This window comes from Streptomyces sp. NPDC048560 (assembly GCF_040650955.1).
Lineage (GTDB): Bacteria > Actinomycetota > Actinomycetes > Streptomycetales > Streptomycetaceae > Streptomyces.
The window spans coordinates 922,802-947,887 of record NZ_JBEZIJ010000001.1; the positions used below are offsets into that span (position 1 = coordinate 922,802).

The 25,086-nt window shown below is 72.4% G+C and carries 19 protein-coding genes; 4 read left to right on the forward strand and 15 right to left on the reverse strand.

The window, feature by feature from the left end:
• Positions 1-15 precede the first annotated feature (15 nt).
• The 4 genes from AB0C82_RS04090 to AB0C82_RS04105 all read right to left on the reverse strand — a co-directional run bounded on the left by AB0C82_RS04090 (position 16) and on the right by AB0C82_RS04105 (position 4,293).
• On the reverse strand, positions 16-1,005 hold the full coding sequence (locus tag AB0C82_RS04090; protein WP_362836042.1) for a malate dehydrogenase: 990 nt from the start codon (positions 1,003-1,005) through the stop codon (positions 16-18).
• 153 nt (positions 1,006-1,158) lie between these two features.
• On the reverse strand, positions 1,159-2,271 hold the full coding sequence (locus tag AB0C82_RS04095; RefSeq protein ID WP_362836044.1) for a DUF2690 domain-containing protein: 1,113 nt from the start codon (positions 2,269-2,271) through the stop codon (positions 1,159-1,161).
• Between the two features lie 458 nt (positions 2,272-2,729).
• Entirely contained in the window at positions 2,730-3,386 is a 657-nt protein-coding gene (locus tag AB0C82_RS04100; protein ID WP_362836046.1) for a DUF3017 domain-containing protein, read from the reverse strand.
• A 22-nt stretch (positions 3,387-3,408) separates the two neighbouring features.
• Complete coding sequence (locus AB0C82_RS04105; RefSeq protein ID WP_362836048.1) at positions 3,409-4,293, reverse strand: bifunctional methylenetetrahydrofolate dehydrogenase/methenyltetrahydrofolate cyclohydrolase; 885 nt, start codon at positions 4,291-4,293, stop codon at positions 3,409-3,411.
• Between the two features lie 232 nt (positions 4,294-4,525).
• Between AB0C82_RS04105 and AB0C82_RS04110 the strand changes: the two genes are divergently transcribed.
• Complete coding sequence (locus tag AB0C82_RS04110; protein WP_362836050.1) at positions 4,526-5,263, forward strand: RDD family protein; 738 nt, start codon at positions 4,526-4,528, stop codon at positions 5,261-5,263.
• An 88-nt stretch (positions 5,264-5,351) separates the two neighbouring features.
• Here AB0C82_RS04110 and AB0C82_RS04115 read toward each other — a convergent pair whose 3' ends face one another.
• From AB0C82_RS04115 to purN, 3 genes are all read right to left on the reverse strand, one after another.
• Complete coding sequence (locus tag AB0C82_RS04115; RefSeq protein ID WP_362837037.1) at positions 5,352-6,797, reverse strand: DUF2079 domain-containing protein; 1,446 nt, start codon at positions 6,795-6,797, stop codon at positions 5,352-5,354.
• Positions 6,798-6,978: 181 nt separating this feature from the next.
• Entirely contained in the window at positions 6,979-8,532 is a 1,554-nt protein-coding gene (purH, locus tag AB0C82_RS04120) for a bifunctional phosphoribosylaminoimidazolecarboxamide formyltransferase/IMP cyclohydrolase (protein ID WP_362836052.1), read from the reverse strand.
• Positions 8,519-9,175 (reverse strand): phosphoribosylglycinamide formyltransferase, encoded by a 657-nt coding sequence (purN, locus tag AB0C82_RS04125; RefSeq protein WP_362836054.1) that lies wholly within the window; start codon positions 9,173-9,175, stop codon positions 8,519-8,521. Before purN ends, purH begins: the two co-directional genes overlap by 14 nt.
• 262 nt (positions 9,176-9,437) lie before the next feature.
• Between purN and AB0C82_RS04130 the strand changes: the two genes are divergently transcribed.
• Positions 9,438-10,358, forward strand: a complete 921-nt coding sequence (locus AB0C82_RS04130) for a hypothetical protein (RefSeq protein WP_362836056.1) — start codon at positions 9,438-9,440, stop codon at positions 10,356-10,358.
• A 24-nt stretch (positions 10,359-10,382) separates the two neighbouring features.
• Here the strand turns inward: AB0C82_RS04130 and AB0C82_RS04135 are convergent, their stop codons facing one another.
• Complete coding sequence (locus tag AB0C82_RS04135; protein WP_362836058.1) at positions 10,383-12,233, reverse strand: DUF6350 family protein; 1,851 nt, start codon at positions 12,231-12,233, stop codon at positions 10,383-10,385.
• A 108-nt stretch (positions 12,234-12,341) separates the two neighbouring features.
• Here AB0C82_RS04135 and AB0C82_RS04140 point away from each other — a divergent pair, with 108 nt between their 5' ends.
• On the forward strand, positions 12,342-13,733 hold the full coding sequence (locus AB0C82_RS04140; protein WP_362836060.1) for a helix-turn-helix domain-containing protein: 1,392 nt from the start codon (positions 12,342-12,344) through the stop codon (positions 13,731-13,733).
• Between the two features lie 121 nt (positions 13,734-13,854).
• Here AB0C82_RS04140 and sucD read toward each other — a convergent pair whose 3' ends face one another.
• The 7 genes from sucD to AB0C82_RS04175 all read right to left on the reverse strand — a co-directional run bounded on the left by sucD (position 13,855) and on the right by AB0C82_RS04175 (position 23,494).
• Positions 13,855-14,739, reverse strand: coding sequence for a succinate--CoA ligase subunit alpha (gene sucD / locus AB0C82_RS04145; protein WP_185299005.1), 885 nt, complete (start codon positions 14,737-14,739; stop codon positions 13,855-13,857).
• A 21-nt stretch (positions 14,740-14,760) separates the two neighbouring features.
• Positions 14,761-15,942 carry an ADP-forming succinate--CoA ligase subunit beta gene (gene sucC, locus AB0C82_RS04150; protein WP_362836062.1) on the reverse strand — a complete coding sequence of 394 codons (1,182 nt, stop codon included), beginning with the start codon at positions 15,940-15,942 and terminating at the stop codon, positions 14,761-14,763.
• 369 nt (positions 15,943-16,311) lie between these two features.
• Positions 16,312-17,550, reverse strand: a complete 1,239-nt coding sequence (locus AB0C82_RS04155; RefSeq protein ID WP_362836064.1) for a hypothetical protein — start codon at positions 17,548-17,550, stop codon at positions 16,312-16,314.
• Between the two features lie 106 nt (positions 17,551-17,656).
• On the reverse strand, positions 17,657-18,688 hold the full coding sequence (locus AB0C82_RS04160) for a hypothetical protein (RefSeq protein ID WP_362836066.1): 1,032 nt from the start codon (positions 18,686-18,688) through the stop codon (positions 17,657-17,659).
• Between the two features lie 101 nt (positions 18,689-18,789).
• Positions 18,790-19,929, reverse strand: coding sequence for a VWA domain-containing protein (locus AB0C82_RS04165; RefSeq protein WP_362837039.1), 1,140 nt, complete (start codon positions 19,927-19,929; stop codon positions 18,790-18,792).
• A gap of 107 nt (positions 19,930-20,036) precedes the next feature.
• A complete protein-coding gene (locus AB0C82_RS04170; protein ID WP_362836068.1) occupies positions 20,037-22,385 on the reverse strand; it encodes a DUF5682 family protein in 2,349 nt (782 codons plus the stop codon).
• The gene (locus AB0C82_RS04175) at positions 22,382-23,494 is read right to left on the reverse strand and encodes an AAA family ATPase (RefSeq protein WP_362836070.1); all 1,113 of its coding nucleotides are present in this window, start codon (positions 23,492-23,494) and stop codon (positions 22,382-22,384) included. Before AB0C82_RS04175 ends, AB0C82_RS04170 begins: the two co-directional genes overlap by 4 nt.
• 118 nt (positions 23,495-23,612) lie before the next feature.
• On the opposite strand from AB0C82_RS04175, the gene AB0C82_RS04180 reads away from it, so the two are divergent.
• Positions 23,613-25,013, forward strand: a complete 1,401-nt coding sequence (locus tag AB0C82_RS04180) for an SWIM zinc finger family protein (RefSeq protein WP_362836072.1) — start codon at positions 23,613-23,615, stop codon at positions 25,011-25,013.
• Positions 25,014-25,086 lie beyond the last annotated feature (73 nt).

Consider the following 25,086-nt stretch of genomic DNA (forward strand, 5'->3'; position numbering starts at 1 on the left):
GCGGCCGGGGCTCGGTCAGATCAGGCCGAGCTCGCGGACCGCGTCGCGCTCCTCGACGAGCTCCCGCACCGACGCGTCGATGCGCCCACGGGAGAAGTCGTTGATGTCCAGGCCCTGGACGATCTTGTAGGTGCCGTTCTCCGTGGTGACCGGGAACGACGAGATGATGCCCTCGGGGACGCCGTAGGAGCCGTCCGACGGGATACCCATCGAGGTCCAGTCGCCCGCCGCGGTGCCGTTGACCCACGTGTGCACGTGGTCGATGGCGGCGTTGGCGGCCGAGGCGGCCGAGGACGCGCCACGGGCCTCGATGATCGCCGCGCCGCGCTTGGCGACGGTCGGGATGAAGGTGTCGGCCAGCCAGGCCTCGTCGTTGACGAGCTCGGCGGCGTTCTTGCCGGCGATCTCCGCGTGGAAGATGTCCGGGTACTGGGTCGCCGAGTGGTTACCCCAGATCGTCAGCTTCTTGATGTCGGAGACGGCGGCACCGGTCTTGGCGGCCAGCTGCGAGATCGCGCGGTTGTGGTCCAGACGGGTCATCGCGGTGAAGCGCTCCGCCGGTACGTCCGGGGCGGCGGCCTGCGCGATGAGCGCGTTGGTGTTGGCCGGGTTGCCGACGACGAGGACCTTGATGTCGTCCGCGGCGTTGTCGTTGATGGCCTTGCCCTGCGGCTTGAAGATGCCGCCGTTGGCGGAGAGCAGGTCGCCGCGCTCCATGCCCTTCGTGCGCGGGCGGGCGCCGACGAGCAGAGCGACGTTCGCACCGGCGAAGCCGACGTTGGGGTCGTCCGTGATCTCGATGTTGCTCAGCAGCGGGAAGGCGCAGTCGTCGAGCTCCATCGCGGTGCCCTCGGCCGCCTTGAGGCCCTGCGGGATCTCGAGGAGTCGCAGGTTGACCGGCACGTCCGGGCCGAGCAGGTGGCCGGAAGCGATGCGGAAGAGCAGCGCGTAGCCGATCTGGCCGGCTGCGCCGGTCACGGTGACATTCACGGGAGTGCGGGTCATGGCGATCTCCGTTAGACAGCTGGCGGTGGGGGTCCCTGCCCCTGGTGCTGGATACCTCTGAATCTTGACGTGAAGAGATATCCAGCGGTCAGGCTATCGGACCCGGAGCCGCACGGCCGCCAGCCCCCCTGTGGGACAGCGCACAGGTCATCACTACTGAGGCGTGGTGCAGCCCTTCGCGCCTGAGGCGACGGTCGCGCAGGCCTCGGCGTCGGCCGGTTTCCCGACCGCGACCATCGGGGTGTACGCGTCGGTGTCGGCTGCCGTGTCCGTACCGGCACCCCCGCCTTCGTTCACCGCGCCCTCCTGCTCGTCGGCTCCCGCGCTGATCCGTACGGTGTCCCCCGGCGCGGCCTTGGTGATCCGGGCCCAGGAGGCCGCGCAGGTCTTGCTGTACCTGACCTCGACGAGGCTGCCACCGACGGTGGCACTGGCGACCGTTCGGGCGAGTTCACCGCCGCAGCCCATGGCCTCCGGGTCCTGGCCGGCGCAGTCGGCGCCCGAGCACTCGACGCCCTCGGGGAGCGGTGGGGCCTTCACCGTCGGCGAGGCGGACGGCTTCGCCTCGCCGGCCCCGCCCTCGTCGCCGCCGGGGGCCGCCAGCAGCACCGCGCCGACGGCCACCAGCAACGCCCCGGTCATGCCCACGAGAAGCATCGTCAGCCTGCGCCGCCCACCGGGCTTGCGCGCGGCCCGACCGGCGGCGCCCGGCCCTGGTCCGAAGCCGGCCGGCACGTTCGACGCGACGCCCGGCGCCTGGCCCGGGGGCTGCTGCCGCGCCGCGGGTATCGGACCGCGCTGGGCCGGGACGGACGGCGGACGGGCGCCGTCGACCACTCCCTCACCACGGTCGGCGCCCGCTCCCGGAGCGGTGGACACGCCCGTCCCGGCGCGGCCGCCCGTCCTGCCGGCGTCCGGCGCCGTACCGAACTCACCGAGCGCGGCGCGCGCCTGGGTGATCCGGATGGCTTCCATCGTCATGTCGTGGCGCATCTCGGAGCGGCTCCAGGCGCGCTCCGCGAGTTCCCACATGGTCGTCAGGTGATTCTGGTTGGTGCCGGTCACCTCGGCCAGGGCGACGATCGCCCCCCTCGGAGCCAGCAGCCGGCCGTTGAGATACCGCTCCCACGACGTCTTGCTGTAACCCGTGCGGTCGGCCACCGCGGCGAGGTTCAGCCCGCTGCGGTCGACGAGCCTGCGCAACTGGCCCGTGAACTCCTTGACCTGCGGGTCGAGTTCCTCCGGTAGTGCCTTCCAACGAGGCATTGCCCCCCCTTGTGTTCCCCCGAACGTGCCTGATGTGCCCCGCTTCACGACGCCGGTTCCGATGCCCCCTGCCCGGAGCCGGCGGTCTTCCGTTCCGGGCTACCCAAGAGGATGCGCGATGCCGGGTGGACAGTTCCTGGCATGAGAGCGCACGGGAGCATTCGGTTCGCGAGTGCGCTCCCTCGAGCGCCCCGGGGCCGGATGCCGTGCCAGTCTGCCACCGTTGCCGAGCGATCACACCGTGGCGGAATGGTCACTTCCGTGCCACAGGCGCAAAGCATCGCTTGTCTCGTTAGGACATGTCCATGACCCTTGATGCAGGACGGGGCAAGGCCGCTCAAGTCACCGGATTCCGGTGCTTTTCCGTACGGACTCCTCGTCCCGGGGTGTCCGTCCCTTCTCGGGGGAGGGGACGGACACCACCGCAGGCCACCGGCGCACCCAATGACGCGCGAGGCCTAACGGATCGTGAAGTGGACCGCGTCCTCGAGGATCGGGACGTCCAGCCAGGGCTTCGGCTGCGCCATCAGCGCGAGCAGCACGATGAGCGTGCCCATCAGCCCGTACGTGACCAGGTCGGTGAACCGGGACCGCACGGCGAGCATGCCGACCGACGGGACCACCCAGCGGAGCACGGCCCCGGTGATGAGGGCGACCCCGATCAGCATCGCGCCGATCCGGAACGCCTCGGTGAAGGGGTCGGTGGCGACGATCAGCAGCCCCGCGCCGGCCATGCTCAGCACGGTGAGGAGGGGCCACTGACGGGCAGGCGCGGGCGCGTCGCCGGGCGCCGCCCGTCCGCCGCCCTCGGGCCGTGCGGTGTCACGGGTAAGCGAGGGGAAGCGCCGGGAGCGCGGAGCGACGGCCGCGACCGGTTCACCTGCGGAGCCCTCGCCGACGGCAGGATCCGCGCGCTGGTCCCCGTCCGCTTCGGCGCGCTGATCCTCGACCGGTTCCGCGAGCGCCGCTCCGGCCGGTTCCGCGAGCGGGTCCCCGGCCGGCTCGGGCTCCCCGGCGTCCGAGGCGGGCGTCACCGGCGTCTCCCGGACCTCGGCCTCGGCCTCGACCTCGGGGTCGACGGAGTCCTGGCCGGCCGGACTGGTACCAGCACCCATGACGTTCCTTCCGGGGTTCGGGTCAGCCGGAGACGGCAGCGGCGTCAGCGGCCTCGGCGGAGGCGCGCTCGGCCGCCTCGACCACGTTGACCAGCAGCTGGGCGCGGGTCATCGGGCCGACGCCACCGGGGTTCGGGGCGACCCAGGCGGCGACCTCGGCGACTCCCGGGTGCACGTCGCCGACGATCTTCCCGTTCTCGTCGCGGCTGACGCCGACATCGAGCACGGCGGCGCCCGGCTTCACGTCCTCGGGCTTGATCAGGTGCGGCACCCCCGCGGCGGCGACGATGATGTCGGCCTGCCTGAGGTGGGAGGAGAGGTCACGGGTGCCGGTGTGGCACTGGGTGACCGTGGCGTTCTCGGACTTGCGGGTCAGCAGCAGCGGGATCGAGCGGCCGATGGTGACACCACGTCCGACGACCACGACGTGAGCACCGTTGATCTCGACACCGTGGGAGCGGAGCAGCTGGACGACACCCTGCGGCGTGCAGGGCAGCGGGCCGGTCTCGTTCAGCACGAGCCTGCCCAGGCTCATCGGGTGGAGGCCGTCGGCGTCCTTGGCCGGGTCCATGAGTTCCAGGACACGGTTGGTGTCGATGCCCTTGGGGAGGGGGAGCTGCACGATGTAGCCCGTGCACTCGGGGTTGTCGTTGAGCTCGCGCACGACCTCCTCGATGTCCTCCTGGGTGGCGGTCGCGGGGAGTTCGCGCTGGATCGAGGCGATGCCGACCTGTGCGCAGTCGCGGTGCTTGCCGTTCACGTACCACCGGCTGCCCGGGTCGTCGCCGACCAGCACGGTCCCCAGGCCCGGCGTGATGCCCTGCGCCTTGAGGGCCGCCACGCGGACGGTCAGATCGGATTTGATCGCAGCTGCGGTGGCCTTGCCATCGAGAATCTGGGCAGTCATGGACCCATCCTCGCGGATGACCCCGCCCGCTTACCAATTGCGGGTGCGGTCATGGACACGAGGTTGCACTTGCACAACGCCTCGCCCATCGGGCTGGACAAACTTACGCGCGGCTTATAACGATTAGGGTCGCAGTGCCGCGTAGCACGGGGGGTGGCGCACGCTGACGTGAGTTCCTTCCTCCGTGCGGCCGTAAACCGTCCCCGCACGTCTGCTTGAAGGAACACCCCATATGAGCTTCGGCGACCCGAACAACCCGTACGGGCAGCAGCCCGGACAGCCTCCCCAGCAGCCCCAGGGCCAGCCCGGGTACGGCTACCCGCAGCAGGCTCCCCAGGGTGTGCCTCAGCAGGGCTACGGTTACCCGCAGCAGCCGGGGCAGCAGCCCGGACAGCCGTACGGCGCCTACCCGCAGCAGCCCGGCACGCTCCAGGCCAACAACGGCTACATCAACGTCCCGGTCCTCGGCACCGTCCAGGTGGCCACGATGGGCCGCCGTCTCGGCGCGCGGGCGATCGACGCGGTGGCCATCGGTGTGGTGTACGGCATCTTCAGCGCGATCGGCCTCGCCGGCGCGGCGGGATTCGCGGAGAGCGCCGAGAACTGTGGCTCGTCCCTGGACCCCGGCTACAACGCCTGTATCGAGGACGCCAGCGCGGGCATCATCGCCACGATGTTCGGCTCGATCCTCATCTTCGGGCTGATCACGCTGCTCTACGAGTGGCTGATGATCGCCTTCCTCGGCGCGACGCTGGGCAAGATGGCGGTCGGCCTGAAGGTCATCAAGGAGAACACCGGCCAGAACCCGGGCATCGGCGGCGGCTTCATCCGCTGGATCATCCCGATGGTCGGCGCGTTCCTCTGCGGCATCGGCCAGATCCTCGTCTACCTCTCCCCCTTCTTCGACAACTCGGGGAAGCTCCAGGGCTGGCACGACCGTGCCGCAGGCACCCTGGTCGTCAAGAAGTAGCGGGACGCGGGCGTACGCACGCCCGCACACAGCACGAAGGGCCGGGGCACGCTCCGGCCCTTCGTGCCGTCCGGGGCCGGACGGCGGATCAGGGCCGGGAGCCGGACGGCTCCGGGGTGGTCCGCTCCAGCACCACGAACGGTCCCGACCGGTGCTTGAGCCGGTACCGCGCCTCGGGGTGGAGCTGCTGCGCGTACGCCACGGGGTCCTCGATCGGCTGCGACCAGCTGAAATCGAGGTTGACGGCGACGATGTCGGGCGCCGTGCCCGGGGCTCCGCCGACCCAGTAGACCGTGCGGTCGCCGGTCAGGTGCGCCATGAGCGTGATGTCGGTCTCGACGCGCGCTCCCGCCGGAACGGCCTCCAGCGCCTGTCGTGCCGCGTGTGCGCGCGCGTCGGTGCGGTAGGTCTCCGGGCGCAGGAGGTCACGGAGGGGAAGGTGCTGGGTGAGGGCCACGGCGATCGCCGTGGCGACGGGCACGGCGACCTTCGCGTACGAGACGAGCCAGGGCCGCGAGGATCCGCGGCTGCGGCGGATGCCGTCGGCCATGGCCAGGAAGACCACCGGCATCAGGATGGCGCTGTAGTGCCAGACCATGCCCCAGTGGTTGGAGTCCTGGGACAGCAGCCGCCAGCCGATCGTGGGCAGCACGAGCAGCAGCAGCGGTGAACGCAGCGCCATGAAGGCGGTGATGCCCACGAGGAAGACGAGCATCTCCAGCTTGACGGCGGAGTCGAGGAGGCCGACGACCGAGTCGAGCATGGAGACGTCCTGCTCGCCGTTCTTCTCGATCTTCTTCCAGTAGTCGTACGTACCCTCGCTGCTGGCCGCCGGTATGAGCACGAACACGGTGAGGACGAACGCCAGCACGCCGAAGGCGGCCAGCAGGGCGCCCTGGAGGCGGCGGCCGTGGAAGAGGAGGAGCAGGAGGCCGACGACAGCGACGGTGGCGCCCAGGTCCTCCTTGACCAGCACCAGGGGCAGCGACCAGAGGACCGCGGCGGTCCAGCGCCGCAGGAGCAGGGCACGGCAGACGAGCGCCAGCAGGGGGACCGCGAACGCGATCTCGTGGAAGTCGGACTTCACCGCTTCCTGGAGACCCCAGGACAGCCCGTACGCGACGGTGACGCAGAGCCCCGAGCGGCCGCCGAGAAGCTGCTGGGTGGTGCGGCCGACGACGACGGCCGAGACGGCGAAGAGCGCGGCCTGGGCGAACAGCAGGGCGAGGGCCGACGGCCAGACCCAGTAGAGCGGTACGAGGAGCGCCACCACCGGGCTGAAGTGGTCGCCGAGTATCAGGTAGCCGGGGCCCTTGATGTCCACGACCGGGGCGTTCAGTCCGGCGTACGAGCGGACCTCCTGCTCGAATATCCCCAGGTCCCAGGAGGGCGAGCCGAAGTTCCTGTACTGGAGGTACGAGTAGAGGAAGTACAGCCCGCACAGGGCGGCCGCGACGATCAGGTACGGACGCAGCGGGACACGGTCCCCGGTCGTCCCGGCATCCGCCGCCGACGCGGGAGCCGGAGGGCCGATGTCCGTCTCGGACCGGTCCGGTTCCCTCTTGTTCAGTTCGAGCACGACGCCCCCGCAACGGAATCCCTGGCCGTTTATTAGAACAGAGAGACGACGCGGGCACGGCACACCGGACGCGGCGCAGGCCGCACCCCGGTGCGCGGGGTACGGCCTGCGGTCGGCGCCTGATGCCGGATGCGGCTCAGTGGAAGAAGTGGCGCGTCCCGGTGAAGTACATCGTCACGCCCGCCTTCTTCGCCGCCTCGACGACCAGCTCGTCGCGGACCGATCCACCCGGCTGGACCACGGCCTTCACACCGGCCGCGGTCAGGATCTCCAGGCCGTCGGGGAAGGGGAAGAACGCGTCGGACGCGGCGTACGAACCCTCCGCACGCTCCTTGCCCGCCCGCTCGACGGCGAGCTTCGCGGAGTCCACCCGGTTGACCTGGCCCATGCCGACGCCGACCGAGGCGCCGTCCTTGGCGAGCAGGATCGCGTTGGACTTGACCGCGCGGCACGCCTTCCAGGCGAACGAGAGCTGGGCGAGCTCGTCGGCGGACAGTGCCTCGCCCGTGGCGAGGGTCCAGTTGGCCGGGTCGTCGCCCTCGGCCTGGAGCCGGTCGGTGACCTGGAGCAGCGCGCCGCCGTCGATCGGCTTCACCTCGAACGCGGAGGCCGGGGCGTCGGGGCAGCGCAGCACCCGGATGTTCTTCTTGCGGGCCAGCACCTCGACGGCGCCGTCCTCGTACGCCGGGGCGACGATGACCTCGGTGAAGATCTCCGCGACCTGCTGGGCGAGCTCGACGGTCACCGGACGGTTGACCGCGATCACGCCGCCGAAGGCGGACAGCGGGTCGCAGGCGTGGGCGCCGCGGTGCGCCGCGGCGACGTCGTCACCGATCGCGATGCCGCACGGGTTGGCGTGCTTGATGATCGCGACACACGGCTCGGCGTGGTCGTACGCGGCCCGGCGCGCGGCGTCGGTGTCCGTGTAGTTGTTGTAGGACATCTCCTTGCCGTGCAGCTGCTCGGCCTCGGCGAGTCCGCCGCCGCCCTCGGTGTAGAGCGCGGCGGACTGGTGCGGGTTCTCGCCGTAACGCAGGACGTTCTTGCGCGTGAAGGTGTCACCGAGGAACTCCGGGAGGCCCGAGTCGTCGGAGGCCGCGTAGTCGGCCGCGAACCAGGAGGCGACGGCCACGTCGTACGCGGCGGTGTGCTGGAACGCCTCGGCCGCGAGCCGCTTGCGGGCGGACAGGTCGAAGCCGCCGGCCTTGACCGCGGCGAGGACGTCGGCGTAACGCTCCGGGCTCGTGACGACGGCCACGGACGGGTGATTCTTCGCCGCGGCGCGGACCATCGACGGGCCGCCGATGTCGATCTGCTCCACGCACTCGTCGTCGGAGGCGCCCGAGGCGACGGTCTCCTTGAACGGGTACAGGTTCACGACCACGAGGTCGAACGGCTCGACCCCGAGCTCGGCGAGCTGCTCACGGTGGGCGTCCAGGCGCAGGTCGGCGAGGATGCCGGCGTGCACACGCGGGTGGAGCGTCTTGACCCGGCCGTCGAGGCACTCGGGGAAACCGGTGAGCTCCTCGACCTTGGTGACCGGCACGCCGGCGGCGGCGATCTTCCCGGCGGTGGAGCCGGTGGAGACGAGCTCGACACCCGCTTCGTGCAGACCGCGCGCGAGGTCTTCGAGCCCCGTCTTGTCGTAGACACTGACCAGGGCGCGGCGGATGGGCTTATTCACCGACATGACCGAGATGAACCTTTCGTCCCTCAATGCGATAGCCGTCGCGGGCGAGCCGCCCTACGGCCTCGACGAGCAGCTTGCGCTCGACTTCCTTGATGCGTTCATGGAGGGCCGCTTCGCCCTCCGGGGTGTCCTCTTCGGTCACCTCGACCACGCCCTGAGCGATGATCGGACCGGTGTCGACGCCGTCGTCGACGAAGTGGACGGTGCACCCGGTGACCTTCACGCCGTACGCGAGAGCGTCACGCACTCCGTGGGCACCGGGAAAGCTGGGGAGCAGGGCGGGGTGGGTGTTGACGACCCGGCCGCCGAACTCGGCGAGGAACCTCTTGCCCACGATCTTCATGAACCCGGCCGAGACGACGAGGTCCGGGCGGTACGCGGCGGTGGCCGCGGTGAGCGCCGCGTCCCACTCCTCGCGGGTGGCGTGTTCACGGACCCGGCACACGAAGGTGGGGAGGCCGGCGCGCTCCGCGCGTTCCAGCCCGAGGGTGCCGGGACGGTCCGCACCGACCGCGACGACCTGGGCCCCGTAACCCCCGGGGTCGTCGCCGATGGCGTCGAGCAGGGCCTGGAGGTTCGTACCGGAACCGGAGACCAGCACGACCAGACGGGCCGGGGTGGGGGAAGGGGGCGGGGAGGCCACGGCTGGGCCCTTTCTCGCGTGGTGACGCAGGTGCGAAGTGCTTGCGGTGCTGAGCGGTGCTGCGTGCGGTGCTACTTGTACGGTCGTACGAAAGAAGGTCACCCCTTGATACGGGGAACTCTACGAACGTCCCGACCGTCAGCAACGATACCGGCACACCCAGCGGCCCCCACGGGACGGGGGCGTGGCCGGGAGGTAGCGTCTGGGGACAGCGAACCGTCCGCCGGGCGGGAAACGACGAGATGGGGAAGACGTTCTTCACATGCCGGACCGACGCCGCCGCACCGCCTTCCGCCTCCCGCTGCCCGAGCGGGCCCCGATGATGCTGCGGGAACGCCAGTCCTCCTCGCCGGGCTCCTCCTCTTCCTCCGGGTCCTCCTCCCAGGACTCATCCGGCTCGTCCGGGTCCTCGAAGCCGCAGGACGACAACCCGTTCGCGGCTCCGCCCGAGAACCGGCCCGACCAGCCCTGGCAGCCGCGCCACCCGGCGCGCAGCGGCGACGACGGCAACGAGGGCGACGACAGGTCCGGCGAGTCCGGTGAGCGCCCGTCCTGGGGCAGCAAGTGGAGCAACCAGCAGCCCGGCCGGCAGAACGGCGGCTTCGGCAGCCGTCCCGGCGGCACCGGCCCCGGCGGCCAGGGCGGCGGGAAGGGCGGCCCGGACGGCAGTCCGGGCGGCGTGCGCTGGGACCCGACCGACCCCGCCCAGCGGCGCGCCCGCTACGCGGTGCTGGGCGGCATGTGGGCCTTCTTCTTCGCTCTCTTCGACTTCCCGGAGATCGCGCTGCTCCTCGGCGCGCTCTCGGTCTACTGGTCGGTCAGCGCACTGCGGGCCAAGCCGAAGAGCCCGTCGTCGCCGTCGTCCACCCACGCCACCGCGGAAGACGTCGCGGGAACCGCGCGGCCCGCGGTCACCGGTGACACGGGCGACGGAGCGGCCGGGGACGGGGCCGCGCGCGGCACCGGCCGCCCCGGCTACGGCAGGCCGCAGACGACGGCCGCGGTCAGTGGTCTCGTCACGGCGCTGCTCGCCCTGTCGATCGTGGCGACGACGTTCACCGTGCAGCTGGTCTACCGCGACTACTACACGTGCGTGAACGACGCGCTGACCAAGTCCGGCGCGCTCGCGTGCAACGATCTGCTGCCCGAGCCGCTGGAACCCTTCTTCGGCGTCAAGAAGTAACCCGCCCGGGAGCCGGTCCGGCTCTCAGGAAGCGGCATCCCGGCCGTGCTCCGCAGGCTCCGAAGCCTCCGGAGCACGGCCGTCGCGCGTGCCCCCGGTGACCGGAGGATCCGCCGTGGGGACCTCCGGCGCCGGCACACCCGGCGCCGGGACACCGGCTCCTGACGACGGAACACCTGACGCCGCGGCACCCGATTCCGACACCGGAACACTCGCTCCCGACGCCGGATCACCGACTCCCGCCGCCGGGAGCCCCGAGGCCGGGACGTTCGCCATCAGCCCGCCGGAGTCCTTCCTGCGCGAGGCCCGGCGGGTCCCCCCGGCCGTCTTCTCGTGCCACGGGTCGGTCGGCAGGAAGTCGTACGGCTCGAAAGCCGCACTCTCCTCGTCCGCTCCCGCCACCGGGGGCGGAACGGGCGCGGGTGCCTCGGCCCCGCCCTCGTCCGTCCCCCCGCGGCGCCACCAGCGCCCGCCCCCGCTCCGCTCCGGTTCGCCGGCGGTGCCCGTCCTCCCCGCCACCGCTTCCGGAACTCCGGCCGCGCCTCTCGCGTCCGGACCCGCACCCGCGTCCGTACGGTCCCGGCGCCACGCCCAGCCGCGTTCCCGCAGCCGCCACGACCTGATCAGCAGCGCCACCGGCACACCGAGCAGTGCCGTCCACAGGAGCGCCGCCGGGCCCACCAGCCACCACACCGGACCGAACTCCGTCAGCTCCCCTGTACCGAGCGGCCCACCGGACGCCGCCGTCAGCAGTGCCGTACCGGCACCACACCCCACCGCCGCCAGCAACACCACCAGCACCGTCTCGCGCCGACCCCAGACCTCGTCCCGTGCCGCCCCGACGGGTACCGCGCGGCCCGCGGTGAGCCAGCCGACCGCCAGGCCGGCTGCCACAGGCACCGTCAGGGCAGCCCAGTTCGCCGCGGTCCCGGGGCCCGGATCGGGCACGGCGGCAAGGAGGGGGAAGCCGGGAAGCGCCGGGCGCCCCTCGACGGCGTACGGCGTGACGGTGGACGCCGTACCCAGAGCGAAGCCGGGACCCAGGCCGTAGGCCGCGCCCCACATCGCCGCGTTCGGTACGAGGGCCAGGGTCAGCAAGAGCACGGCGAACCGGCCCGACCAGTCACCGGCGAGCGCGAGGAACGAGTTCTGGGCGGCGTCCGCGTGCCACACCAGCGCCCCCGCGACCAGCAGCGCGCCGCCGCCGAGCAGCACGGTCAGCCCTGCGGCGGCGGACCGGAAGGCCGCCTCCGCCCGGGTGCGGAACAGGGTCCGCGCGATGCCCTCCTGAAGCCGCAGGGGCGCCCAGGACGGCACCGGTCCGAGGGGACGCCCCGAAGCCGTCCACACCCCGGCGGCGGCGGCGACGGCCACCACCACGGCGAGCGGGAAACCGAGGGAGAAGCGGTCAGCGGGCATCGACCCGCCCCGCGCGTAGGCGGCGACCCCGGCGGCCACCAGCAGGTACCCGGCGGTCACCGCGCAGAACGCTCCGCCCACCGAGGGCGCCGTGCGCCCTTGCTCCGGCTCCAGGGCGTCGCGTGCGGCCCGGTGTGTCAGCCACACGGGGCCGACGACGAGCAGCAGCGGGACCGTCGCGACGGGCGCCGGAATTCCGCTGAGGGTGTCGGTCCTGACCAGCTCGGCACCGTGGGCGAGCAGCCAGAGTCCGGCCGCCACGTGGAGGGCGCCGCCGGGGCCGCTGTCCGGGTGCGGGGAGCTGATCCACAGCACCGTGACCAGCATGGCGAGGGAGCCGAGCCCCAGCCCGGCCGCGATCACCCCACGCAGGAACGCGGAGGCCAGCGCGGCGGTCCGGCTCCGCTCGGCCGACAACATGGGGCTTCGCTCGGTCACTTGGGTCACGCCCGCCATGCTCCCAACGACACGCGCTTATGTCGCGTAACAGGCGAACAGCCGCTGTGTCGCTCAATATACGCTTATGTACTTTTTCACCCGGAGGAGCTCTCCCGGGGGCGCCTCATGACTCGGAACGCCACCGCGTCCGCCGCCGCCACACCGCTGCCTGCCCCCAAGGAGCGGCGCAGGCTGCGCGAGGAGCGGTCCCTGAGTGAGGAACAGGTGGCGACCGCTGTCGGCGTCACCCGGGCCACCGTCCGCTCCTGGGAGGCAGGGCGCGCCAGCCCCAAAGGGCGTAAGCGTGAGGCGTACGCCCGGCTGATCGCCCCCACCGGGCCGCAGTCACCGGACCGGCAGGCCGCACCGGCCGACCGGACCCGGACCCGGGCGCCAACCCCGGACACGCGGCAGGAGCCCGCCGGCGAAGGGGCGGCAGAGGCGCCCGCGCCGTCGGCGGAGCCCCGCACACCGGAGCCGGGCACACCGCAGCCCTCCCCACCGCAGCCCACCGTCGAAGCCCCCGGGAGCACCGCCATGTCCCCGACCGAGCCCGACACCGGCACGGATGCCGAGCACCTCGGCACGCCTGTCCCCCCTGAGGCCGCCGAGACGCCGGACGCGGGTCCGTCCGACGCATCCGACGCTCTCGGCACCCTCGGCACCTCCGGGGCGTACGGCGCTTCCGGCACCTCCGGCCTCTCGGCCGAAGAGGCGTTCGACTCGCTGTACACCTATGCCGCGCCGGGGCTGGTGCGCCAGACGTATCTGCTGACCGGCCGGCGCGCCCTGTCCCGGGAGTCCGTCGAGCACGCCTTCCAGCTGGCGTGGCAGCGCTGGCCCGAGGTGGCCGTGGACCGTGATCCGGCGGGCTGGGTACGGGCCGCCGCGTACGAGTACGCGATGTCGCCCTGGCACCGGCTGCGCCGCGCCCACCGGCATCCGGACGCACCGCCGACCGAGCCGAGGCGCCGGGCCCTGTTCGAGGCACTGCGCGACCTGCCGCCGCCGTACCGCCGCACGCTGCTGCTCTACGACGGGGTCGGTCTCGATCTGCCGGAGACAGCGGCCGAGACCGAGGCGAGCACCCCCGCGGCGGCGAACCGGCTGATGACGGCGAGGGCGATGGTCGCCGAACGGCTGCCCGAGCTCGCGGAAGACGCGTCCCCCGACGAGGTGTCCGGGCTGCTGCGCGACCGGCTCGGCGCGCTCGCCCTGGCCGAGCACGTACCCACCCCCGCCCCCGCCCGCACGGTACGCACGGTCAGCGAACGCAAGGCCACGCTCTGGACCCGGGCCGCCATCGCGTTCGTGGTGGCCCTCATCGGAGTGACGGCCCTCACGCTGCACACGGCGCCCACCCGGTACGAGCAGCCTCTGGCGCCCGCCGAACGGGTCGGCGGGGTGCCGCCCCGCGGCGGACCGCAGCAGCTCGGCCCGCATGACCTGGAGCTGCAGAAGGCACTGCGCGAGGAGTTCGCGCACGGGCCGGAACGGCTGGTGCCGCGTATTCCGTGACGGCTTCCCCGGCCGCCGTGCACGAGAACGGCGCGGGCCCGCACCCTTGGTCCAGGGTGCGGGCCCGCGCCGTCTGTGCGGTGACGCGGTGGCGCGGCGACGGTCCGCCGCGCCGTGACGATCAGGCGCCGAGGATCTCGCGCGCCAGCTTGGCGGTCTCGGTCGGCGTCTTGCCGACCTTCACGCCCGCGGCCTCCAGGGCCTCCTTCTTCCCCGCGGCGGTGCCGGAGGAACCGGAGACGATGGCGCCGGCGTGGCCCATCGTCTTGCCCTCGGGGGCGGTGAAGCCCGCGACGTAACCGACGACCGGCTTCGTGACGTTCTTGGCGATGAAGTCGGCGGCGCGCTCCTCGGCGTCGCCACCGATCTCGCCGATCATCACGATGAGGTCGGTGTCGGGGTCGGCCTCGAACGCCGCGAGGGCGTCGATGTGCGTCGTACCGATGATCGGGTCGCCACCGATGCCGACGGCCGACGAGAAGCCGATGTCACGGAGCTCGTACATCATCTGGTAGGTCAGCGTGCCGGACTTGGACACGAGACCGATGCGGCCGGGCTTGGTGATGTCGCCCGGGATGATGCCGGCGTTGGACTGACCGGGGGTGATCAGGCCGGGGCAGTTCGGACCGATGATCCGGGTCTTGTTGCCCTTCTCGCCGGCGTACGCCCAGAAGGCGGCCGAGTCGTGAACGGCGATGCCCTCGGTGATCACGACGGCCAGCGGAATCTCGGCGTCGATCGCCTCGACGACGGCGGCCTTCGCGAAGGCCGGCGGCACGAAGAGAACGGACACGTCGGCGCCCGTCTTCTCCATCGCTTCCTTGACGGAACCGAAGACCGGGACCTCGGTGCCGTCGAAGTCGACGGACGTACCGGCCTTGCGCGGGTTCACGCCACCGACGATGTTGGTGCCGTCAGCCAGCATGAGCTTGGTGTGCTTCATGCCCGTGGCGCCGGTCATCCCCTGGACGATGACCTTGCTGTCCTTGGTGAGGAAGATAGCCATGGTGTTGGAGTCCCTCGTCCTTTACTTCGCAGCCGCGGCGAGCTCGGCGGCCTTGTCGGCCGCGCCGTCCATGGTGTCCACACGCTGCACGAGCGGGTGGTTGGCGTCGGAGAGGATCTTGCGACCCAGCTCCGCGTTGTTGCCGTCGAGACGCACGACCAGCGGCTTCTCGACCTTCTCGCCCTTGGACTCGAGCAGCGCCAGAGCCTGCACGATGCCGTTGGCGACCTCGTCACAGGCAGTGATGCCACCGAAGACGTTGACGAAGACGGACTTGACGTCCGAGTCGCCGAGGATGATCTCCAGGCCGTTCGCCATGACCTCTGCGGAGGCGCCGCCACCGATGTCGAGGAAGTTGGCGGGCTTCACGTTGCCGTGGTTCTCACCGGCGTACGCGACGACGTCCAGGGTCGACATGACCAGACCGGCACCGTTACCGATGATGCCGACCTCGCCATCGAGCTTGACGTAGTTGAGGTTCTTGGCCTTGGCGGCAGCCTCGAGCGGGTTGGCTGCGTCCTTGTCCTCGAGCGCCTCGTGCCCGGGCTGACGGAAGTCGGCGTTCTCGTCGAGCGAGACCTTGCCGTCCAGCGCCAGGATGTCGCCGGAGGCGACCTTGGCGAGCGGGTTCACCTCGACGAGGAGCGCGTCCTCGGCGACGAAGGTGTCCCACAGCGTCACCAGAACCTCGGCGACCTTCTCGGCCACCTCGGCCGGGAACTTCGCCTGGGCGACGATCTCGCGGGCCTTCTCGATCGTGACTCCGGAGTTGGAGTCGACCGGGACCTTCGCGAGGGCCTCGGGGGTCTTCTCCGCGACCTCCTCGATGTCCATGCCGCCCTGCACCGAGGCCATGGCCAGGAAGGTGCGGTTGGTGCGGTCGAGGAGGTACGAGACGTAGTACTCCTCCAGGATCTCCGGCGCGGTCTCGGCGATCATCACCTTGTGGACCGTGTGGCCCTTGATGTCCATGCCGAGGATGTCGGTCGCACGGGCGACCGCCTCGTCGGGGGTGGCGGCCAGCTTGACGCCGCCTGCCTTGCCTCGGCCGCCGACCTTCACCTGCGCCTTGACGACGGACTTGCCGCCCAGCCGCTCGGTCGCCTCGCGGGCTGCCTCAGGCGTGTCAATCACTTCACCGGCCAGCACCGGTACACCGTGCTTGGCGAAGAGGTCCCTCGCCTGGTACTCGAACAGGTCCACGCGCGTCCGTCCCTTGTAGTGGTATCGCGGTTCGTTCTTCTGCGTGGGCAGTGCCGCGAAGGGCAACGTGACTGCGCTGTCACCAGGGAGGCGCACACGGTGTCCGGGTACGCGGCATGTCCATCCGGCAGGTTATCTCCGTGCTCCGCAGGGCCCTAAATCGCAGATCACACCTGGACGGTGATAACTGTCACAGATCGCCCTCCCGGCCGGGTCGCGGTGGACAGGACAGCCGGTGACAGCCCCCTGCGGAACGCGCGCGGCGCCGGACGGTTTCCGCTCCCCACGGTGCGAACCGCGGAGGCGGGGAACCGCCCGGCGCCGTGAAAGGTCACCGGACCGGGTGACGGATCCGGAGATCCGGCCGGATCAGATCCGGTGGGCCGGGTACGCCGCGGTGGTGAGGGAGTCCGCCGCCTCGTGCACGAAGGCGGGAGCGACCGAGGTGAGACCGGCCGCCCCGTACGCGGCGTTCCGCGCGGCCGGACGCGCGCTGTCGGCCGCCACACCCGCCAGCCCGGCGGCGAACGGACGGGCCTGGGCGCCGACGCCGTACGCCAGCGACTGCGCCTCGCCGGTCACACCCTGTGCGAACGGGCCGACGGCCTCGTGCGTCACGCCGTGCACCGGCGGCAGCGCGTCGGCGACGACGCCTTCGGCGACGGGCCGGACCTCGCCCACCACGCCGTACGCCAGCGGCCGCACCTCGTCCGTCACTCCGTGTGCCAGCGGCCGCACCTCGCCCGTCACTCCGTGGGCGAACGGGGAGACGGACCGGCCGACGACACCCTCGGCGAACGGCACGGCCTCACCGACGACGCCCCCGGCGAGTGCGCCGAGGTCGCCGAGCGCCTGACCGACGACCGGGAGCAGCGCCGAGACGGCCTGTCCCGCGACAGGCGGCAGCACCGCGTCGGAGGTCTGGCCTGCCGCGGGACCGGCCTGGTCGGCCGCCGTCCGGACCGTGCCACGGGCGGTGCCCTGTGCGGCGCCGAGGACGGCGGGGGCGGTCTCCCGCGCGTACCCGGGGATCTGCTCGATGGGCCCGAAGAGGTAGTCGATCTCGGCCTCGGGGACCTCCGGAACGTCGTACGAGGGCTGGGCCCACGCGGGGAGGGCCCAGGCGGGAATGCCCTGGGCACCGAGCACGTCCTGAGCATCGATTCCGTACCGGGCGTCAAGCGCGTCCCGCGCTGCCGGGATGTCCTGGGCCGCCGGGATGTCCTGTGCGGCCGGCAGGCCCGTGCGGGAGGTGACGCGCTCGGCGGCGCCGGTGGCCTCCCCGGTCACCCTGCCCGTGACCCTCTCGGCCGGGGCGCCGGCCTGTGCGAGGACCGGGGCGGTCCTGTCCGCCACGGCGGACGTCACCGCTTCCGTGCTGCTCGTGACGGCGTCCCCGACATCGGTGGTCGTGGTGCGCACGGTGTCCGTGAGGGCCTCGACGCCGTCGATCCCGTTGACCGCGTCCGTCGCCTCGGCCGCGTGGTCCGGGGTGGAGAGCGGTACGGAGACGGGCAGTTCGTCGGCACCGGCCGCAGCGGTCCCGAGGGCCCACATTCCGGTGGCGGTGGCGGCGACGGCTATGGAACGGCGCATGTTCTTGTGCATGTGTGTGTCAGATCCTTCGAATTCGGTCGGCGGTCCGGAACGCTCCGGACTGCGGGCAGACCTGCTCCGCCCCCGCGCGGCAGGTCGAGGCGGGGAACGGCCTGCCCTAGCCGGGGAATTCGAGGATCTCGCCCGATCGGTCGCGGACCGGCGCGGCGGTGGCCGGGAGGCCGGTGCCGCGTACGAGCCCGAAGGAGGGTCCCTGCGCTGCCGGTGCGGCCTGCTGGTCGCCGCCGCGCGGGGTGTTGGTCTCGGCCGCAGGTGTACGGCCTGCGCCGCCGCAGGGATCGACGGGCGAACGGCCGTCCCCCTGCCGGGCCGCTTGCGCGGTCGCCGGGCCCGTGCCGTGCGCGGTTGCGGCCGCGCCGCCCGCAGAACCGTACGAACCGCTGTCCGACGCCCCCGTCACCGTGTGTCCGACGCAGCCGAGTGGCGCCGGCCCGTCGTCCGACGACACGGCCGACGGCGGGTCGGTGGGCGCGGGCTGCAACGGTGCGAGCGGGACGGACGGCTGGACAGGCAGGACGTCCGGAATGAACGGCAGGGGCGGCACGGCGGGCACGGACGGCATGAGGTGAGGGAGTACCGGGACGGACTTGAGCGTGCCGGTGACGGAGCCGAGGACGCCGGTGATCTCCCGGACGGTGCCCCGAGCCGAGGCGTGGACGGTGTCCACAGCGGTGTGCTGGACGGAGTCGCCGGCGTCCCGGGCGGCCCGTGCGACCTCGTGCGGTGCTGGGCGACGGGGGACCCGGGTCTCGGCCCTGGCTGTGGCCGTGACTGTGGAGGGGGCGCCGGCCGTGGATGTGGCTGCTTCGGGAAGCGGCTCGGGGGCGGTGTCCCGTACGCGCCGGGCAGTGGTGGGTACGGCTTCCTCGGCACGGTCGGTCACCCGTCCCGCCGTCGTGGCGGCCGCCGTGCCCGCCGCCGCCGTGCCTCCCCCGGCCGTGATCACCGGCCCGGCGTCAGGAGGCTCCGGGACGATGCGCTGCGTGGCGTGTGCGCCACCCGCGCTCCCGAAGAGGAGGCCCAGCGCAAACAGTGCCCCGAGGAACAGGACCACACACAGCGCGCGTCGGCCGTCGGTCCCGCGCGCGAGGCGCGGGCCGTCAGCCGGACGGGCAACAGCGGCGGTCATTTCGGGAGCGAGCCTTCCGGGGGACGGACCGCGGAACGCAATCCTCCGCGGGTGACGGGGCGATGCTCGCACGAACCTGCGGGGGTCACGCAAGCCCGCTGTTACTGATGCGCCTCCTTGTCCGGTATCGGAAGTGGGCGCCTCTCGATCGCCGCCGCCATGATGTCCGGGAAGAGATCAGGGGTGCAGGCGAAGGCGGGAGCGCCCAACGCGCCGAGGGCGGCGGCATGTTCCCGGTCGTACGCGGGAGCTCCTTCGTCGGACAGCGCGAGCAGCGTCACGAACTGGACTCCGGACGCCTTCATCGCGGCGACGCGCTTGAGCATCTCGTTGCGGATGCCGCCCTCGTAGAGGTCGCTGATGAGGACCACGACGGTGTCGGCGGGGCGAGTGATCTTCGACTGGCAGTACGCCAGAGCCCTGTTGATGTCGGTGCCGCCCCCGAGCTGCGTGCCGAAGAGGACGTCGACCGGGTCGTCGAGCTGGTCGGTGAGGTCGACCACGGCCGTGTCGAAGACGACGAGCCGCGTGTCCAGGGTGCGCATGGAGGCGAGCACGGCGCCGAACACCGAGGCGTAGACGACGGACGCGGCCATGGAGCCCGACTGGTCGATGCAGAGGATGACGTCCTTCTTCACAGCCCGGGACGCGCGCCCGTACCCGATGAGCCGCTCCGGGATCACCGTGCCGGCGCCGTCACCTCCCGGGATGGGCAGGTAGTTCTTGAGGTTGGCCCGGATGGTCCGGTCCCAGTCGATGTCCCGGTGTCTCGGCCGGTTGATCCTCGCCGAGCGGTCCAGCGCACCGGTCAGGGTCGCCTTGGTGCGGGTGGAGATCCGCTTCTCCAGATCGTCGACGACCTTGCGCACGACGGCGCGTGCCGTCTCCTTCGTCGTCTCCGGCATGGCCTTGTTGAGCGAGAGGAGGGTGCCGACGAGATGGACGTCGGCCTCGACCGCTTCCAGCATCTCCGGTTCGAGGAGGAGCGCGGACAGTCCGAGCCGGTCGATGGCGTCACGCTGCATGACCTGGACGACGGAACTGGGAAAGTACGTCCGGATGTCACCGAGCCAGCGGGCGACGGACGGGGCCGACGCACCGAGCCCGGCCGAGCGCTGCGGACCTCCGCGTCCGGCGGGCTTGCCTCCGCCGTAGAGCGCGGCCAGCGCGCCGTCCATCGCGACGTCGCGGCCGGTGAGGGTGCAGCCGGTGCTCTCCGCGCTGTCGCCGCCCAGCACCATCCGCCAGCGCCGCAGCCGCTCCTCGTGGCCGGTCGCCCCGGTCGTCCCAGCTTCCGTCACAGCCGCTTCCGCCGTCGCCGCTTCCGTGGTCGTCACGTTCCGGTTGGTCATGCCGTCGCTCCCAGCGGTCTGTCGGTGTGCGCGTCGCGTGGAGCGGGTCCGGTGTCGAGGCCGAGCAGCAGGCGGAGCACCGGCACCACCGCGTCCGCCCGGGACTCGTCGCTTCCCGGTCCGAAGCCCGACGGCGAGGCCTCCGGGCTGCCGGGGTGCGGGCCCCCGGGGGCGGGGCCGCGTCGGACGAGTTCGCCCAGCGTCCGGCGTACGCCCGGCTCGTAGGCCGAGAAGGTGCGCCGCAGCAGGGGCAGCACATCGGTGAAGGCCGATGCCCGCACGCCGGTCAGCCAGGTGTCGATGAGACTCAGCAGACGCTCGTCGTGGACGAGCAGCATCCCTCCGCCCGCCGCCCCTCCGACGAAGCCCTCGATCCAGGCCGCGGCCTCGGTGGGAGGGGTCCCGGGCGACAGGGCGAGGCCCATCAGCAGCGCCGCCTCGTCCTGGGTGAGCTGTCCGTCGTCGAGCAGGAGCCGGGCGGCGCGGCCGCGGATGACGCCCGCGACGGTGTCCCTGGCGGCCAGTTTGCGCAGGACGGCCGCCCAGCGCTCGCGCAGCCCGTCCACGGCTCCGGCCGGTGTGGCCGATCCCGCTCCGGCCAGCAGCCCGATGGCGGTGTGTATGCCGTCGACGCGGCGGCGCAACTCCTCGGCCCCGTCCGCGTCGAGACCGGTACAGGCCGGGGGCAGGCCCACGCAGATGCGCTCGGCGAGCCCGACGGCGACCGCCCCGAGCGAGGCCGTGTCCGTGGCCCGCACGTCCCCGTAACGCAGGGAGCGGGCCAGGGCCGGCAGTGCCTCCGCGAGGTGGCTGACGTCCGCGTCCAGGGCGGCCCGGTCGGCCAGCGCGTTCATCACGACCGGGAGCGCGTCGGCCAGTTCGGCGAGGAGGCAGCGCTCGGCGAGCGCCGTGACCTGGGCGAGCGTGGTGGCCGAGACGGCCTCCGACTCGGCCTTGGCGGTCGCGGCGGAGAGCACGGTGGTGCCCCAGACGCCGGCTTCCGCGACCCGTACGTGCAGCTCCGGCTCCCACCGCAGCCGCCAGGTCTCCCGGAAGGTGCCCGTGCTCCCCCGGCTCGCGGCCCGGTCGCCCCAGCCCACGTCGAGAAGACGGAGCCGGTGCAGGAGCCTGCTGCGGGCCGCGTCGTTGTCCTTGCGGAGGTCGAGCTCCAGCTCCCGCTCGGACGCCTCCGGTTTCAGCCGGAGCGTGCGCTGTCGGCGGTTCAGGTCCCGTTGCAGCGGGACGGCGGGTGCGCTGTCCGGAACCTCTCCGAGGGTCTCGCCGACGACGAGCCGGTCCCTGACGAGCGCCAGGGGCACGTCGGAGCCCTCGCACATCACGGCCCGGACGGCATCGGTCGCCTCGGTCAGTCCTGGCATCGGGCGGCCCCGCACGGCCGCCAGCCCTCCTGCGAGCCGGACGGCTTCGATGACATGGGCGGAGGAGATGAACCGGTCCTCGTCGCGAAGGAGCCCCGCGACCTTCGTCATCCACCGCTCCACGGGCCGGTCGGGAGCGCCGAAGAGGTGCCCGTACCAGCCGGGCGAGTCGATCCCCGCTCCGTATCCGCTGTGCCGGGCGAGCCTGCGGTGCGTCCACGGCACCCACGTCAGCTCCGTCTTGACCTTGGGTACGCCCTTGAGGAGCGCCCTGTCCGCGGCGAGTGTCGTCCTCGCCGCGAGAGCGGGCACGTGCCAGGCGCCACAGACCACGGCGGTCGCCTCACCGAACTCCTTACGGGCAGCTCTCAGCTGGATGCGCATGTACGCCTCGCGGACCGCGTCCTTGGGGTGTCCGCCATCCCCGTACACCTCGCGCAGGGCGGTCATCGCCTCGGCGAGGACGGCGAAGGGTGCCAGCGGGTCGCCCGCCCCGCCGTCGGGGGCGCGGTGCTCGACGACGTCCTCCCACCAGGCCTCCGGGTCGGCGTATCCGGCGGTCTCGGCGAGCACGCCGATCGGGTCGACGGCGGGCGAGCCGGGCGGCTCCTCGGTACCGGTCTCCGTGAGCGCGAGGGAGTGGGCGGCGGGCAGGTCGATGAAGCGGGCGGGAACCCCGTGCGCGAGGGCCCAGCGGATCGCCACCCACTCGGGCGAGAACTCGGCCATGGGCCAGAACGCGGCCCGCCCCGGATCGTCGACGGCGTGGGCGAGCAGCGCGACCGGCGGCTTCATCTGCTCGTCGGCGGCCAGCGACAGCAGCGCGTCGCCCTCCGGCGGGCCCTCGATGAGAACGACCTGCGGCCGGGCGGCCTCCAGTGCGGCCAGGACCGCGCGGGCGGATCCCGGACCGTGGTGACGCACCCCCAGCAGCAGCGGTCCCGCGGACGTGCCGGCCCGCGTCATGCGGAGACCTCACGGCAGGCGCGGTAGAAGTCCTTCCAGCCCTCGCGCTCGCGGACGACCGTCTCCAGATACTCCTGCCACACCACCCGGTCGGCTGCCGGGTCCCGGACGACCGCGCCGAGAATGCCCGCCGCTACGTCGCCCGGCCGCAGGATGCCGTCACCGAAGTGGGCGGCGAGCGCGAGCCCGTTGGTGACGACGGAGATCGCCTCGGCCGTGGAGAGCGTCCCCGACGGCGACTTGAGCTTCGTACGGCCGTCGGTGGTGACGCCGTTGCGCAGCTCGCGGAAGACGGTGACCACGCGGCGGATCTCCACGAGGCCGTCCGGGGCGGCCGGCAGTTCCAGCGAGCTCCCGATCTGGTCGACGCGGCGCGACACGATGTCCACCTCGTCGTCGGGGGTGGCCGGCAACGGGAGGACGACGGTGTTGAAGCGGCGGCGCAGCGCGCTGGACAGTTCGTTGACCCCGCGGTCGCGGTCGTTCGCCGTGGCGATGAGGTTGAAGCCGCGGACGGCCTGGACCTCCTGTCCCAGCTCCGGCACGGGAAGCGTCTTCTCCGACAGGATCGTGATGAGCGCGTCCTGCACGTCGGCGGGGATGCGGGTCAGCTCCTCCACCCTGGCGGTCATGCCTTCGGACATGGCCCGCATGACGGGGCTGGGAACCAACGCGTCGCGACTGGGACCGTGGGCCAGCAGCTGGGCGTAGTTCCAGCCGTAGCGGACTGCTTCCTCCGGGGTGCCCGCCGTGCCCTGGACGAGCAGCGTGGAATCGCCGCTCACGGCGGCGGCCAGGTGCTCGGAGACCCAGGTCTTCGCGGTGCCGGGCACGCCGAGCAGCAGGAGCGCCCGGTCGGTGGCGAGCGTGGTCACGGCGACCTCGACCAGACGGCGCGGGCCCACGTACTTCGGGGTGATCACCGTCCCGTCGGCGAGCGTGCCGCCGAGCAGATAGGTCGACACCGCCCACGGCGAGAGCTTCCAACGGGCGGGCCTCGGCCGGTCGTCGGCGGCCGCGAGTGCCTTCAGCTCGGCGGCGAAGGCGTCCTCTGCGTGTGGGCGCAGGGCCTCGTTCGCGACGGCGGTGGTGGTTGCGGACACGGTCATGGATCCCCCTCCAGATCGTTCGACCCGATGTGGTTCCCACCGTGCACCATGCCACTGACAATCCACCTCCGCCGCAGGTCAGAGGCGATTGTCAGTGGTGCGCCCTACCGTCGTTCCCATGCTGCTATCTCACGGGGGAGAACCCTCGCGCACCGATGTTCCGGTGGCGCGCTGGACGGTGGAGCAGGTACAGGCCCTGGCTCCTGACGAAGCATCACGCAAGGCCGGGAACAAGCTGGGTTCGTCCGGTCCGTGGTCCGAAGTGGGCCACGGCGGGGGCGCGGTGTGGGGGCTGTGCAAGGGCAGCGGAAGCAAGCCGTACCGGACCGTGGTCGACACGTCCGGGCCCGCGTACAAGTGCAGCTGCCCGAGCCGCAAGTTCCCCTGCAAGCACGCGCTGGGGCTGCTGCTGCTCCGGGCGTCCGACAGCACTGCCGACGGAGCGGCCGCCCCGCCGGGCGAGGCGCCGGACTGGGCGCGTGAGTGGCTGGACGGCCGCCGCAGGCGCGCGGCGGAGCGATCCGCCACGGACGGCGCCCCGGCGGCCGGTCCGGCCGATCCGGAGGCGGCGAGGCGGCGCGCAGAGCGACGGGCGTCCCGCATCACTTCAGGCGCGCAGGAGTTGGAGCAGCGCCTCACGGATCTGCTGCGTGGCGGGCTCGCCGCGGCCGATCAGGCGGGGTACGGGCTGTGGGAGGAGACCGCGGCCCGCATGGTCGACGCACAGGCCCCGGGACTCGCCGCGAGGGTGCGGGAGTTGGGGGCGATTCCCGCCTCCGGCCCCGGCTGGCCGGTGCGTCTGCTGGAGGAGTGCGCACTGCTCCACCTGCTGGACACCGCGTGGCTGGGCATCGACCGCGTGCCCGATCCGCTGGCCGCGACCGTTCGTACGCGTGTGGGGCTGACCGCCGCCGCGGACGGAGCCCCGGTCCGTGACCACTGGCTGGTCCTCGCGCAGTACGACACACCGGACGGCAAGATCGTCACCCGCCGCATCTGGCTCCACGGGAGGGAGTCGGGACGCACCGCGCTGCTGCTCTCCTTCGGGGCGGCGGGACGCTCCCCCGGCCTGGCCCTGCCGGTGGGCGTCACGATCGACGCCGAGCTCACGCCGTATCCGGGGTCCGGGCAGCCGCGCGCCGAGCTGGGACGGCAGTTCGACCCGCCCGCCACCCGGGGGACGCCGCCGGCCGGGGGGCCGACCGCGGCGGCGCTCGCGGCCTACGGGCACGCGCTGCGCGGCGATCCCTGGCTGGATTCCTGGCCGGTCACGGTGCGCGACGTCATACCCACGCCGTCGGAGGGCGGCTGGCAACTGGCCGACGCGGACGGCACGTCGGCGCTCCCTCTGGCACCGTCGGCCCTGTCCAGGCCGGGACTCTGGAAGCTCGTCGCGCTGTCGGGCGGGGGGGCCGTCACGGTCTTCGGTGAGTGCGGACACTGCGGCTTCGACCCGCTGACCGCCTGGACGACCGGCGCGGACGACGACAGCGACGGGCAGCCCGTACCACTCATCTGACCCACACGGCCCTGCAAACCCTGGACCTGTGAACCGGATTTCCGGCTCCGTGACTCCCTGACACCCGGACGGG

Bases quoted from the DNA above. Each gene is read 5' to 3' on its own strand.
- AB0C82_RS04090 (WP_362836042.1), bottom strand. From the start codon at position 1,005: ATGACCCGCACTCCCGTGAATGTCACCGTGACCGGCGCAGCCGGCCAG.
- AB0C82_RS04095 (WP_362836044.1), bottom strand. From the start codon at position 2,271: ATGCCTCGTTGGAAGGCACTACCGGAGGAACTCGACCCGCAGGTCAAG.
- AB0C82_RS04100 (WP_362836046.1), bottom strand. From the start codon at position 3,386: ATGGGTGCTGGTACCAGTCCGGCCGGCCAGGACTCCGTCGACCCCGAG.
- AB0C82_RS04105 (WP_362836048.1), bottom strand. From the start codon at position 4,293: ATGACTGCCCAGATTCTCGATGGCAAGGCCACCGCAGCTGCGATCAAA.
- AB0C82_RS04110 (WP_362836050.1), top strand. From the start codon at position 4,526: ATGAGCTTCGGCGACCCGAACAACCCGTACGGGCAGCAGCCCGGACAG.
- purH (WP_362836052.1), bottom strand. From the start codon at position 8,532: ATGTCGGTGAATAAGCCCATCCGCCGCGCCCTGGTCAGTGTCTACGAC.
- AB0C82_RS04130 (WP_362836056.1), top strand. From the start codon at position 9,438: ATGCCGGACCGACGCCGCCGCACCGCCTTCCGCCTCCCGCTGCCCGAG.
- AB0C82_RS04135 (WP_362836058.1), bottom strand. From the start codon at position 12,233: ATGGCGGGCGTGACCCAAGTGACCGAGCGAAGCCCCATGTTGTCGGCC.
- AB0C82_RS04140 (WP_362836060.1), top strand. From the start codon at position 12,342: ATGACTCGGAACGCCACCGCGTCCGCCGCCGCCACACCGCTGCCTGCC.
- sucD (WP_185299005.1), bottom strand. From the start codon at position 14,739: ATGGCTATCTTCCTCACCAAGGACAGCAAGGTCATCGTCCAGGGGATG.
- AB0C82_RS04155 (WP_362836064.1), bottom strand. From the start codon at position 17,550: ATGCACAAGAACATGCGCCGTTCCATAGCCGTCGCCGCCACCGCCACC.
- AB0C82_RS04160 (WP_362836066.1), bottom strand. From the start codon at position 18,688: ATGACCGCCGCTGTTGCCCGTCCGGCTGACGGCCCGCGCCTCGCGCGC.
- AB0C82_RS04165 (WP_362837039.1), bottom strand. From the start codon at position 19,929: ATGGTGCTGGGCGGCGACAGCGCGGAGAGCACCGGCTGCACCCTCACC.
- AB0C82_RS04170 (WP_362836068.1), bottom strand. From the start codon at position 22,385: ATGACGCGGGCCGGCACGTCCGCGGGACCGCTGCTGCTGGGGGTGCGT.
- AB0C82_RS04175 (WP_362836070.1), bottom strand. From the start codon at position 23,494: ATGACCGTGTCCGCAACCACCACCGCCGTCGCGAACGAGGCCCTGCGC.
- AB0C82_RS04180 (WP_362836072.1), top strand. From the start codon at position 23,613: ATGCTGCTATCTCACGGGGGAGAACCCTCGCGCACCGATGTTCCGGTG.